This is a genomic window from Myxococcus llanfairpwllgwyngyllgogerychwyrndrobwllllantysiliogogogochensis, assembly GCF_006636215.1.
GTDB classification, from domain to species: domain Bacteria; phylum Myxococcota; class Myxococcia; order Myxococcales; family Myxococcaceae; genus Myxococcus; species Myxococcus llanfairpwllgwyngyllgogerychwyrndrobwllllantysiliogogogochensis.
Genome location: NZ_VIFM01000019.1, coordinates 1 through 12,373, shown reverse-complemented (window position 1 = coordinate 12,373; position 12,373 = coordinate 1). Strand labels below are relative to the sequence as shown.

The 12,373-nt window shown below is 69.1% G+C and carries 12 protein-coding genes; 5 read left to right on the top strand and 7 right to left on the bottom strand.

Annotated features, from left to right (window positions below; genetic code table 11):
• Nucleotides 1-4: 4 nt before the first annotated feature.
• Complete coding sequence (locus FJV41_RS07075) at nt 5-592, top strand: Uma2 family endonuclease (RefSeq protein WP_141641649.1); 588 nt, start codon at nt 5-7, stop codon at nt 590-592.
• Between the two features lie 25 nt (nt 593-617).
• Here the strand turns inward: FJV41_RS07075 and FJV41_RS07070 are convergent, their stop codons facing one another.
• Nucleotides 618-1,733, bottom strand: a complete 1,116-nt coding sequence (locus FJV41_RS07070; protein WP_141641648.1) for an aldo/keto reductase — start codon at nt 1,731-1,733, stop codon at nt 618-620.
• A gap of 90 nt (nt 1,734-1,823) precedes the next feature.
• On the opposite strand from FJV41_RS07070, the gene FJV41_RS07065 reads away from it, so the two are divergent.
• Nucleotides 1,824-2,726 (top strand): LysR family transcriptional regulator, encoded by a 903-nt coding sequence (locus FJV41_RS07065; RefSeq protein ID WP_141641647.1) that lies wholly within the window; start codon nt 1,824-1,826, stop codon nt 2,724-2,726.
• Nucleotides 2,727-2,744: 18 nt separating this feature from the next.
• Here FJV41_RS07065 and FJV41_RS07060 read toward each other — a convergent pair whose 3' ends face one another.
• From FJV41_RS07060 to FJV41_RS07050, 3 genes are all read right to left on the bottom strand, one after another.
• The gene (locus FJV41_RS07060) at nt 2,745-3,521 is read right to left on the bottom strand and encodes an alpha/beta fold hydrolase (protein WP_141641646.1); all 777 of its coding nucleotides are present in this window, start codon (nt 3,519-3,521) and stop codon (nt 2,745-2,747) included.
• A 147-nt stretch (nt 3,522-3,668) separates the two neighbouring features.
• On the bottom strand, nt 3,669-4,232 hold the full coding sequence (locus FJV41_RS07055) for a regulatory protein RecX (RefSeq protein ID WP_141641645.1): 564 nt from the start codon (nt 4,230-4,232) through the stop codon (nt 3,669-3,671).
• A 110-nt stretch (nt 4,233-4,342) separates the two neighbouring features.
• The gene (locus tag FJV41_RS07050) at nt 4,343-6,067 is read right to left on the bottom strand and encodes an alkaline phosphatase family protein (RefSeq protein WP_141641644.1); all 1,725 of its coding nucleotides are present in this window, start codon (nt 6,065-6,067) and stop codon (nt 4,343-4,345) included.
• A gap of 106 nt (nt 6,068-6,173) precedes the next feature.
• Between FJV41_RS07050 and FJV41_RS07045 the strand changes: the two genes are divergently transcribed.
• Both FJV41_RS07045 and FJV41_RS07040 read left to right on the top strand, forming a co-directional pair.
• Complete coding sequence (locus tag FJV41_RS07045) at nt 6,174-7,109, top strand: LysR family transcriptional regulator (protein ID WP_141641643.1); 936 nt, start codon at nt 6,174-6,176, stop codon at nt 7,107-7,109.
• Nucleotides 7,110-7,212: 103 nt separating this feature from the next.
• A complete protein-coding gene (locus tag FJV41_RS07040) occupies nt 7,213-8,568 on the top strand; it encodes a hypothetical protein (protein ID WP_141641642.1) in 1,356 nt (451 codons plus the stop codon).
• A gap of 5 nt (nt 8,569-8,573) precedes the next feature.
• Here FJV41_RS07040 and FJV41_RS07035 read toward each other — a convergent pair whose 3' ends face one another.
• Together FJV41_RS07035 and FJV41_RS07030 are read right to left on the bottom strand one after the other, a co-directional pair.
• Nucleotides 8,574-9,683, bottom strand: a complete 1,110-nt coding sequence (locus tag FJV41_RS07035; RefSeq protein WP_141641641.1) for an MBL fold metallo-hydrolase — start codon at nt 9,681-9,683, stop codon at nt 8,574-8,576.
• Between the two features lie 92 nt (nt 9,684-9,775).
• The gene (locus FJV41_RS07030) at nt 9,776-10,819 is read right to left on the bottom strand and encodes an SDR family oxidoreductase (protein WP_141641640.1); all 1,044 of its coding nucleotides are present in this window, start codon (nt 10,817-10,819) and stop codon (nt 9,776-9,778) included.
• Nucleotides 10,820-10,912: 93 nt separating this feature from the next.
• On the opposite strand from FJV41_RS07030, the gene FJV41_RS07025 reads away from it, so the two are divergent.
• The gene (locus tag FJV41_RS07025) at nt 10,913-11,545 is read left to right on the top strand and encodes a TetR/AcrR family transcriptional regulator (protein ID WP_141641639.1); all 633 of its coding nucleotides are present in this window, start codon (nt 10,913-10,915) and stop codon (nt 11,543-11,545) included.
• A 6-nt stretch (nt 11,546-11,551) separates the two neighbouring features.
• Here the strand turns inward: FJV41_RS07025 and FJV41_RS07020 are convergent.
• Nucleotides 11,552-12,373: NAD(P)/FAD-dependent oxidoreductase (locus FJV41_RS07020; protein WP_141641638.1), on the bottom strand; the 822-nt coding region annotated here is incomplete at its 5' end.

The window sequence follows — 12,373 nt, the reverse complement described above, 5'->3', positions numbered from 1 at the left end:
GGGCATGGCCTACGGCAAGCGCGAGACAGAGGGTGTCGCGACCCTCGCCGATATCGAGGCTCTGCCCGAGGGCGTCGTGGGCGAGATCATCGATGGAGCGCTGTACACGCATGCCCGCCTTGGTGGCGGGCATGTCTATTTCGGGCTGAGACTTTTTGGTGAGCTGGATGGTCCGTTCCAGCTCGGAAACCCAGGGCCGGGCGGCTGGTGGCTCATGGTCGAGCCCGGCGTGCAGGCCGGAGGCTCCCCGGAGTTCATCCCAGACCTCGCGGGCTGGCGGAGAGAGCGCGTCGCCCGTCTTCCCGAGCGACAATGGACCACGGAGCCCGATTGGGTCTGTGAAATCCTGTCGCCGTCGACACGCGCGTATGACCTGCGCATCAAGCGCCCGTTCTACGCGCGCCTCGGCATCAAACACCTGTGGCTCATCGACCTGGACTCACGCACGCTCACCGTGAGCGAGCTACGTGAAGGACAATGGGCAGAGCTGGGCGTCTACACCGAGCACGACGCCCTCATCCGAGTCCCACCCTTCGAGGACCTGGAGCTGCGCTGGGGCTGGCTCTGGCGCGCCCTTCAGCGCACCGACTGAAACCAGCCTCCAGCTTTCCCGAGCTTCAGCGCACCGCCGGGCGGAACCACGTCGGCTCGGCCCGGACGGACGTGCCACCGGTGAACATGCCGCTGGTGAAGAAGGCGTTCTCGAAGAAGATGTACGGGTGGACGAGTTCCGGGCGACCGGCCGCGTCCAGCTTCGCTGACTGCGCCTCCGGAATCTCCACGTCCAGCGCACGCAGGTTCGCCTCGAGTTGCTCCAGCTTTGTCGCCCCGATGATGGTGGACGCCACCCCCGGCCGCCGCGTCACCCACGCCAACGCCACCTGCGCGGGCGGCTTGTCCAGCTCCCGCGCCACCTCCATCAGCGTGTCCACGATGCGCCAGTTCTTCTCCGTGAAGAGCTTCTCCATTCCCGGGTTGCCTCGGCCCTGCACGGCCGGCAGTCGCCCCTCTCCCTTCGCCACCAGGCCCTCTCGCGTGTACTTGCCCGACAACAACCCCGACGCCAGCGGGCTCCACGGGGTGATGCTCGCCCCCAGCTCCAGCGCGGCCGGGATGTGCTCCCGCTCGATGTTGCGCTCCACCAGCGAGTACTCCAACTGCAACGCGACGACGCGCTCCCAGCCCTCGCGCTCCGCCAGCGTCTGCGCCCGCGCGAAGTACCAGGCCGGCACGTCCGACAGACCGATGTAGCGAATCTTCCCCACCCTCACGAGGTCCGTCAGCGTGCTCATCACCTCCTCCATCGGAGTGATGCCGTCCCACGCGTGCATCCAGTACAGGTCCAGGTAGTCCGTCTTCAGCCGGCGCAGAGAGCCCTCCACCGCGCGGTGGATGTTCTTGCGGCCGTTGCCTCCCGCGTTCGGGTCTCCCGGCGACGTGTTCACCGTGAACTTCGTCGCGATGACGGCGCCGTCACGCCCGCCCTGCTTCGCGAAGTAGTCCCCGATGATTTCCTCGCTCGTCCCGTTCGTGTAGCCGTCCGCCGTGTCGAGGAAGTTACCCCCCGCCTCCAGGTAGCGGGCCAGCAGGCGGTGCGCCGTGTCCTTGGGGCTCCCCCAGCCCCACTCCGTGCCGAACGTCATGGTCCCCAGGGCCAGCGGGCTCACCCGCAGCCCCGAGCGCCCCAACAGGTGGTAGCGAGAAAGCGAGTCGATGCGGTTCGTCGTCGTCATGTGTGCCTCCGTGAATGACCTCAAACTGCCGCCCGAGGGCCTTTCGGAGAAGAGGCACGGCGCGAAAGCACTGTTTAGAATGGCTTCACAATGGCACTGACCCCACTGAACGAGCTGGCCGTGTTCGTCTCCGTCGCACGGCACAAGAGCTTCACCCGGGCCGCGAAGGAGCTGGGCGTCTCCACCTCCGCGGTGAGTCAGTCCGTGCGGCTGCTGGAGGAGCGGGTCCAACAGGCGTTGTTCTTTCGCACCACGCGCAACGTGTCGCTCACCGACGCCGGCCAGCGACTGCTGGAGCGCGCCGCCCCGGGACTGGAGTCCGCCCTCAACGCGCTCGAGCACCTGTCCGCCGACACCACGCAGCTCACCGGCACCCTGCGACTCACGGTGCCCAGCATCGCCCTCGCCAGCATCATCGAGCCGGTGCTGCCCCGCTTCCTCCGGGACAATCCGCATGTCCACGCGGAGGTGCGCTTGTCCGACAGGTTCGTGGACATCGTCGAGGAGGGGCTCGACGCGGGACTGCGGCTGATTGAAGCCGTGGAGAAGGACATGGTGCAGGTGCGTCTCACGCCCGCCTTCCGCTTCATGGTCCTCGCCTCCCCCTCCTACCTGAAGCGCCACGGCACCCCGATGCACCCCGAGGACCTGGCGAAACATGACTGCATCGCCTACCGCGCGCCCACGACGAGCCTGCCCTATCACTGGGAGCTGGAGCGGGGTCGCAAGGAGCTGCGCATCCAGGTGAAGGGCCGGCTGGCCACGGACCATTCCGAGGTCATGTACCGCATGGCGGTGGCGGGCGTGGGGCTCACCTATCTGGCGGAGCTGCAGGTCGCCCCCGCCCTGCGCGCGGGCACCCTCGTGCCCGTACTGGAGGACTGGGCGCCTTCCGTCCCGGGCATCTTCCTGTACTACCCCCACCGGGCCCGCGCGTCGGCGCCGCTGCGCGCCTTCATCGCCCTGGCGCGCAAGCTGCTCCCCACGAATTGACACGGGGGCATCGCCACCTCACGACGCCGGCGCGGGCTCCTCCAGGAACGCCAGCGCCGTTCGCGCGAAGTCCTCATGCTGCTCCCCGAAGATGGGGCCATGTCCCCCGCCCGGGACGACCCACAGCCGGGACGCGGGAATGGCGCGATACAGCTCCACCGACAGCTCCAGCGGATAGAGCGGGTCCTGGTCCCCCTGGACGAGCAGCGTCCGCGCGCGCACCGTGCCGAGCAGCGGCGGCGTGAAGTTCATGTCGTCGAAGCTGTCCGCGAAGCCTCGGCCGTGTCGCCAGAGCGCGCGAATCTGCGCGTCTCCGTGGACGTGTTTGGAGCGCATGTCCGCCCACTCGGCCTCGGTGCGCGATTCCTCCGTGAAGGTGGCCATGATGCGGCGCGCCTGCGCGGGGTAGTACGGCGTGCTGGAGACGAGCACCATCCGCTCCAGGCGGCCCGGTGCACGCGTCGCGAGGTGCAGCAGCGTGTTGCCGCCCAGGCTCATGCCGATGGCGCGAAACCGCTCGATGCCCAGCGAGTCCAGCAGCGCGAGCACGTCCACCCCGCACTGGCGCGTGGTGAAGTCCTCTGACGGGTTGTCGGTCCGGCCGTGGCCCCGCAGGTCCGGAATGATGAGCCGGTACCTGCGGGCGAGCACTTCCAGGTCGAACACATGGACCCAGTCCGCGCCCGTCCCCGTGAAGCCGTGGAGCAGGACAAGGGGAGGGCCCTCGCCCATCAGCGTGCAGTGCATTCGCAGGCCATCGAGCGTGACTGTCCGCAGGTCTTTCGTCGCGTTCATCCCGTGACTCCCGTGAGGGACTGGAGGTGTTCCAGTCACGCGGGGAAGTACGGGAGACTTTTGCAACTTGATAGCTGCGTTCTTTTCCGCAAAACTGCTTCGCGGCATCACGGCATGGGAGTTCACGCCGGGCCGGACGTCGCAGCGCTAGTCGAGTGCTCCGTCGATGATCTTCTTCGCCACGCCGAACGAGAAGCCCGCGCGAGCCAGCGACGCAAGGTCGCGTTTGCGATTCTCCTCACGCGTGGCCAGGTCCTTGCGAAAGGGCCCCAGTCGCTTCTTCCGAGCCCAGATGCGCGCGGCGTCCTCGTCGGAGACCTCCGCGGTGGCCAGCGCCAGCTTGCGCTGCACCAGGTCCGAGGCCACGCCCTTCATCCGCAGCTTCTGGGCAATCATCCGCGTGCTGCGCCCCGAGGCGCGCAGTGACTGCGCCTTCATCCCCGCATAGGCGTCGTCGTTGACGAGGTTGTTGCGGACGAGCTTCTGCGTGAGCGCGTCAATCCACCCGAGCGCCTCGGCGCGGTCTCCGCCGTGCTCCTTCACCGAGCGGTCCACCCGGCGCACCAGCACGCGCTTCAACTGGCTCACCGTGGAGGCGTAGCGCTTGAGGTAGTGCAGCGCCACGTTCTCCAGATAGCGGGCGGACACCTTCCGGGGTCGCTTCTGTTTCCTGGGGGGCCTGCTGTCCTGTCCGGTCCGGTCGTCGTCCACGTGGCCCCCTATCTACCAGGGGCGTCTGACCCGGACGCGAAACAAGAGGTGTCAGGTCCAGGAACACCCAAGCGGGCAGTCAAGCGGCGCCACCGCCTCCTCACTCGCCCTCATCGAGCGGCGGCGGCATTCGCGGCGCAGCTCGCGGGCACGGACGTCCCAGGCGCCAGGGCCTCGCAAAGCGGACTTCCCGAGGCCTCCGGCAGCGTCACGCCCAGCCACGTCGCCAGCGTGGGCGCCAGGTCGAGCGGAGTGACGGGCCGCCCATGCCGCGCGGCGGGGAGGCCCTGGCCGAAGAGGATGAGCGGCACGTGGATGTCGTACTCGTACGGCGTGCCGTGCGTGCTCGCATGGTCTTCCCCTGGGTCCAGCAGCACATGCGGGTCCGCGATGATGACGAGTTCCCCGGACCGCGCCGGCACGTACTCCCCGCGCACCCTTCGAGCGAAGCCCCGCTCACGGCCCGCGCTCACGTCCGAGGCGGAGACGACATCGGAGATGCCAGGCAGCGCCTGGACCGCCTCGCGGCTCACCTCGACGGCATCTTCCAACCTCACCTTGCGCGCCTTCAGCCGCGACTGACGCAGATACAGGTGCGGCGTGCTGAAGGCCTCCACCCAATCCTCGGGTCCGAACGCGCGGTCCAGCGCCGCGTCCACCGCGTGCGTCACGAGCGCACCTGGCATCCGCTGCTCGGCTCGCGCGGGCGCGGGCGCCATCCCGTGGTCCGCGCTCATGGCCACCAGTACCCGCGACAATCCGAGCTCCCGCTCCAGCGTCGCCAGGAACGCGGCCAGCGCCCTGTCCATTCGGAGAATCATGTCCGCCGTCTCGTGACTCTCCGGACCGAAGGCGTGGCTCACCACATCCACACTCGACATGCCGATGGCCAGCAGGTCCCTCGCACCAGGACGCTTCCCCAGCGCTTCGGCACGCAGGCCCGCCAGGGCGAACTCGAACAGCTTCTCCGCGCCCAGCGGTGTGTAGAGGAAGGCGTCTTCCGTGGTGAGGGGATGCGGAAACGTCCGCCCCAGGCCCTCGGGTGGACGCTCGCGCGCATCGTCATCGGGCCCCAGCGCGCCGTACGCCCCGGGCTCCGCGCCTCGTGCCCAGACTCCACCCTTCTGGGAGACCTGCGCCTGGTTCCAGGTGGAGACCCAGGACGGCAGCTGCTCCGCGTGGTGACGGCTCGTCGTGAAGCCCTTCGCGCCCCACCAGTACGCCTGTCCCCGGTGGCCTCCGAGCATGATGGCGGCGCGGTCCTTCAAGGAAACGGACAGCACGCGCGACGATGCCCCATGCGTCGCGAGCAACCGGTCTCCCAACGTCGGCACCAGCAGTCGCCGGGGTGACACGCCCTTTCCCTTCGGGTCATCCAGCGGTGGGCTCGCGGTGTCCTTTACACAGCTCACCTCCGCGCCGGACTCCCGCTCGTACCACTCGTTGGAGATGATTCCGTGCGCGCCGGGCAAGGCCCCCGTCGCGAGCGTGGCGTGGCCCGGACACGTCTTCGTCGTCGCATAGGGATAGCGCGCGGAGTCGAAGACGGTGCCGCCCTCCAGCAGCCTGCGGAAACCTCCCGGCCCCATCCGATGGCGCCACCGCTCCAGGTCGTCGTAGCGCAGCCCGTCGAACACCAGGAACACCACCAACGACGGGCGCGCCTCTTCCGCGGCGGATACCTGTGCCCGCGAGGAGCCTCGGGCTGGAGCCACCGTGCGCGACCCCACCTTGCCCGAGGACACCTCCGGCTCACGTGCCTCGCTCGGACTCGAACCCAGCACCACCCATAGACAGCCCAGCGACACGAGCGTCCGACTCCATGAACCCGTCATGACTCCACCTCCGACACCGCGCACCTCGCGATGTGGAGGGCATCCTGCGAGCGCTCCGCGCCATCAATCCAATGGATAGACTGGATGGAGCCGATAGAATGGTTCGATGGACCTGGACCCTCGCTATCTCGAGACCTTCCTGACGGTGAGCCGCGAGCGGGGCTTCAGTCGCGCGGCGACGGTGCTGCACCGGACGCAGCCGGCGGTGAGCTACCAGATTCATCAACTGGAGCAGCAGCTGGGCACCGTGCTCTTCGACCGCACGACGCGGCGACTCACGCTGACCGACGCGGGCACGAAGCTGCATGCGCTCTGTGAACGCTTCTTCGACGAGTTCGGACGACTCGCGCGCACCTTCAAGGAGGGCGACACCCAGCCAGCACCGCTGCGCATCGCCTCGGTGAGCGGCTTCGGCCGCTATGTGCTCTATCCCCTCCTCTCCCGTGAGCGGGCCTCCGCGCCGTACTCCCTGCGCTTCCCCACGGCGGACCAGGTCTTCTCATCCCTGGAGGACGGTGTCTGTGACGTGGGCTTCGTCTACCTGCCCCACGTATCGAGCCGCCTGCTGACCGCGCCCGTGTGGCGCGAGGAGCTGGTGCTCGTCGGTCCGCCCCAGGCACGGGGACGCGCGTTCCCGTCGCTCGCGGCCTTCGAGGACCTGGCCTTCATCACGTATGACGAGTGTGAGTATGTCTTCGGCAAGTGGTTCGAGGGCCACTACGGGCGACAGCCCCGCTCCGTGCGGGGCACGTACCACTTCGAGGAGCTGGAAGAGGTGCTGGGCACGGTGGCCGCCGGCCACGGCTGGTCCATCCTCCCCGACCACTGCGTCGCCCAGGCCGCCCGTCAGGGCACCGTCGTCGTGCCCCAGGCCCCGAGCCGCCAGCAGGTCGTCAACCTCATCTACTCCGTGCAGCGGGCGAGCGCCCCGGAGAACCCCGCGGCGCTCCGCCTCATCGAGTCCCTGCGCACCGCCAGCGAGCAGCGTGGACTCACCGCGCCCAAGACACGCCGGACAAAGGCCCGGCGCAAGGCGCGGTAGGCGCCTCGGAGGAACGGAGCGGGCTCCCGCGAGCGCGCCACAGGGCAATCATCCTTTTGGGCACCCCGTGCTCCCTGGCTACGATTGGGCGCAGGAGCCCTTCATGACCACCGCCACCCCTCTTCACTCCGAGCCAGGGTCCGTCGCTCCAGTGCCAGCGGCGCCCGTCCCCGCCCCTCCGGCGCCCGAGTCGTGGAGCCCCGCGAAGCGCATCGCATTCCGCTTCGTCTGCGCCTTCGTCCTCATCTACTGCTTCGCCTTCCCGCTGGACGCGCTCCCCTTCATCGACAGGCCCCTGTCCACGGCCATCTCGGGCTTCTGGCAGGTCGTCGTGCCCTGGGTCGCCCGGCATGTGGTCGGCTACGAGCAAGAGCTCTCCATCGCCACGTCCGGCAGCGGAGACAAGGCCATCGACTACGCGCAGACGGCTCTCTGCCTGGTGCTCGCCTTCATCGCGGCGAGCGTGTGGTCCGTCATCGACCGGCGTCGCACCCTGTACGTGAAGGCCCACGACTTCCTGCGCGTCTACGTCCGCTACATGCTAGCCCTCGCCATGCTGTCCTATGGCTTCGCCAAGGTCTTCAAGTCCCAGTTCCCCTTCCCCACCGTGGACCGACTCACGCAGCCCCTGGGCGAGTTCTCTCCCATGGGGCTGCTGTGGACCTTCATGGGCTTCTCCCCGGGCTACAACCTCTTCACCGGGGGAGCGGAGGTGCTGGGAGGCCTGCTGCTCCTCTTCCGACGCACCACCACGCTCGGCTCACTGGTGGTCGTCGGCGTCATGTCCAACGTGGTGGCGCTGAACTTCTTCTACGACGTCCCCGTCAAGCTCTACTCCACGCTGCTCCTGCTGTACGCCGTCTTCCTGCTGCTGCCCGACCTCCGACGCCTGGCCGACGTCTTCGTCTTCAACCGCGCCACCCAGCCCGCCGTGCTCGACACGCCCTTCGCCTTCTCCTCCCGCGTCACCTGGGCGCTGCGAGGCGTGAAGCTCCTCTTCATCGGCTGGCTGCTCTACTCCAACGCCAGCCGGAACCTGGAGGGCCACGCGAAGTGGGGAGATGGCGCGCCGCTGCCGCCGCTCTACGGCCTCTATGAGGTCGAATCCTTCACGAGGGATGGACAGGTGCTGCCCCCGCTCCTGGGCGACACCTCGCGCTGGCGCAGCCTCGCCATCGGCCGCTTCCGGATGACCCTCCGGAAGATGGACGACTCCACGCAGCGCTACCACGTGTCGGGCAGCCCGGAGACCCGGACGCTCGTCCTCGCCGAAGGCCGGGGCGAGGACGCGAAGAAGACGACCTTCACCCTGGAGCAGCCAGACCCGGAGCACCTGGTCATCCAGGGCACCTTCGAGGGCGCCGCCCTCCACGTCCGCGTGCGCAAGGTGGACACCTCCCAGCTCCAGCTCCTCAACCGAGGCTTCAACTGGGTCCAGGAAGTTCCGTTCAATCGCTGAAGCGGCTACTCGGAAACCACCGTATCCGGGTGGCAGATGCCCGCGAGGGCCGCGGCGGTCGTCGGCAGCGGCTCCACGTAGCGCCCCTCGCCGAACCCCAGCGCCCAGAAGCGCGGTCGCACCTCTTCGCGCGCCAGCAACCGCAGCAGCAGGAACTTCGCCTCGTCCTGCCCGTCGAAGGCCATCGGGAAGGTGTTGTGGTGCATGGCCACGGACGTGGAGGAGTTCAGCACCTTGTGCGCATCGAGGGCCTCGCGCGGCCCCATGTGCACCTTGTGGATGATGCGCGGACGGAACGCGCCAATCGGCAGCACCGACAGCCGCATGGGCCCGAAGCGCGCGGCCATCATCGAGAAGTGCGGACCGAAGCCCGTGTCCCCTGCGAAGAGCACCGGCCCTCCCGTGGTGGAGACGACGTAGCCCGCCCACAGCGTCTCGGACAGGTCCGTGAGGCCCCGGTTGGAGCGGTGCTGCGCGGGCACCGCCGTCACCTTCACCTCCGGCGTCACGTCCGTGGACTGCCACCAGTCCAGCTCCTCCACGTTCCGGAAGCCCTCGCCCTTCAGCAGCGCCTTGTTGCCCAGGCCGACGATGAAGCGCGGATGGTGCGCCTCCTCCAGCCGGCGCAGCGTGGGCAAATCCATGTGGTCATAGTGGTTGTGACTCACCACCACCACGTGGATGGGCGGCAGGTCCTCGAAGCGGATGCCCGGCGGATGCACGCGCTTGGGCCCCACCCAGGGCACCGGGCTGGGCCGGTCCGAGTAGATGGGGTCCGTCAGCACATTCACCCCGTCCGCCTGGAGGAGCACGGTGGCGTGGTTGATGAGCGTCACCCGCAGCCGGCCCGGCCCCACCCGCGTCGGAGGAGGCCTGCCCGGCGTCAGCTCCTCGTACTCCCGCCACTCTCCGCGAGGCTCCTTCAGCGCCGCCTCCACCAGCTCCGTCGTCTTCAGCTCCGGCGCGTCCCCGAGGTTGTGGAACTTCTCGCCATCGAAGTGCGCGAGCGGCGGCCCCTGGTGACTCGGGCCCGCGAAGAGACAGCCACCGAGCAGCGGCGCGCACAGCAACAGGAACAGAACCGTCGAGGTGGGGGACTGGCGGTCCAGGGGCATGGGCACGACACTCCATCGAAGCGACCGAGCCCTCCGGCCAGGGCGCGCTGGGGACCCATCGTAACGGCCGGCGTGACGACGCGCAGGCCTCTTCAAGGGGAAGTGGCGACCTGGGGCTTCTCCAGCACGGGCGCGGCCTTGAGCGTGTGCTCGCGCAGCCACGTCACCGTGTCGCGCAGCGTCTCGTCCAGGGGACGGAACGACGCGCCCAGCTCCCGCCGCGCCTTCGTCGAATCCACGCTCAGCTTCGCGTGCATGACGCGCACACCCTCCACCGTCAGCGACGTCTGTCCCCCCGTCAGGCGGGCCCACGTCTGCCCCAACGCGCCCAAGGCCACCGCCAGTCCATGCGGCAGCGTCCGGCGCGGCCCCTTCACCCCCGTCACCCGCTCGAGCGCCTGGGAGAGCGTCACGAGGTCCACGAACTCACCGCCCACCAGATACCGCTCGCCCGCACGGCCCTTCTGTGCCGCCACCACCGTGGCCTCGGCCACGTCGCGCGCGTCCACCAGCGACGAGCCGCCGTCGAGCAGCGCCGGCATCTTCCCCGCGAGGAAATCCAGCACGAACTGGCCCGCGCCCGTGGGGCCCGCGTCCCACGGCCCGAACATCCACCCCGGCAGGATGTAGACCACTTCCAGACCCGAGCGCGCGCTGAAGGCATTCAGCTCCCGCTCCGACTCCACCTTGCTCTTGAAGTACAGGTTCGAGGAGGCGACGGGTGCGGGCGGCGTCTGCTCGTCTCCGGCCGAGCCGTCCGGCTTCGTCCCCACCGTCCCCGAGGAGCTGATGTCCAGGAAGCGCTTCACCCCGCGCCGGTGGGCCTCCTCGGCCAGCTCCACCGTGGCCTTCACGTTGATGGCATACAGCTTCGGCCAGTGGTCGCCGGGCGCGTAGTATTCACGGAAGTAGGCCGCCGTGTGGATGACCACGTCACAGCCCTCCAACGCGGCCGCGAAGCCCTTCACGTCCAGCATGTCCCCTTCCACCACCTCCACGCCCGCAAGGCCCCCCAGCACCTTGCGCGCCTTCGACGGCGAGCGGGCCAGCGCCCGCACCGTGTGTCCTCCCGCCACCAACGCCCGCACCACGTTGTTACCCAACAGGCCCGTGCTACCCGTCACGAATGCGCGCATCCCGCGTCTCCCAGTCTATATGAGCACTGTTCAGATAAGAGGCAATCTCAGCAGTGTCAAGATGAACGACATCCCAGGAAGAGGGCAGGGGCGATGACGACTCGGGTCGGGAAGAAACCGGCGGCGCCGCGAAAGCGCGCCTACCACCACGGAGATTTGCGCCAGGCCCTGGTGGACGCGACGCTGAAGCTCATCGCGACGGAGGACGTGGGCGCGGTGTCCCTGCGCGAGGTCGCCCGGCGGGCCGGTGTGACGGCGGCGGCGCCCTACCACCACTTCCGGGACAAGGATGCGCTCCTGGCGGCGGTGGCGGAAGAGGGCTACCGGGCGCTCAACCAGCGGATGGACGAGTCGCTGTCCAGCATCCGAGCCCCCCGGACGGACAACCAGCTGCGGGCGCTCGCCCGGTGCTACGTGCGCTTCGCCGTGGAGCATCCCGCGCACTACCGCGTCATGTTCCGGCAGGAGTGGGGGGACGAGGAGAAGTACGCGAGCCTCCACGCGGAGGGCATGCGCGCCTACGGGCGGCTCCAGGAGCTGGCGAAGGAGACCACGGGCGGCAAGGTGGACATGGACACACTCGCGTTCACCGTCTGGGCCTGGGTGCACGGCCTCGCCTCGCTGTGGAACGAGGGGCCCCTGCGCAAGAAGACCCGGAGCGACTCCATTGAACCCCTGCTGGAGCGCTCCGTGGAGCTGTTCGTCGGGTGGGTGATGCCGAAGTAGGGCCCGTCACGCCACGACGGCGTGGAGGATTCTCTCGAACATCCATGGGCTTCGCCCCAGCAGCCGGACGATGGGGCGTCGCAACCCGGGCCTTCGCGCCAGCATGAGCAGCGCGCGCGTGGCCCAGGCGTACTTGCGAAACACCTGCTGGAAGCGCTGCTCGTAGGGGCGCAGCACCTGGCGCGTCGCCCCCTTCGTCAGCGCGTCCGGCAGCAGCGTCCCCAGCGACTCCGCGCACGCGAAGGCCAGGGACAGGCCCTCGCCCGTCAGCGCGTCCACGTAGCCCGCCGCGTCGCCCACCAGCGCGAAGCGGTCCGCCACGCGCACCCGCGCCACCCTCGCCAGCGGCCCCGCGCCGCGCACCTGCGAGTCAGGCGCCGCGACGAGCAGTCGCTCCTGGAGTCGAGGGAAGCGCGCGAGCAGCGTGTCGAAGCCCACGCGCCCCTCCACGCCACCGTCTTCCCATAGGAAGGCCAGCCCCACGCGTCGCGCTCCGGCGGGCGTCACATACGCCTCCACGCCGTCCGCGAAGTGAACCTCCACGTAGGGTGTCCACGGCGCCAGTTGGAAGTGCCTGCGCAACCCGAAGCGCCGAGGCCCCTCCGTGGCCACCTCCAGCCCCTCCGCGCGCCGCAGCGGCGAGCCCAGCCCGTCCGCCGCCACCAGCATCCGCGCCTCCACGGGTCCGTCCGCCGTCTCCAGCGTCACCCCGTCCGCGACGCGCCGATGCGACAGCACCTGCGTGCGCTCGCGCAGCTCCACGCCCACGTCCCGGGCCCGCGCCACCAGCGCCGACGCGAGCGCCACCCGCCGCTGTCTCTTATACAC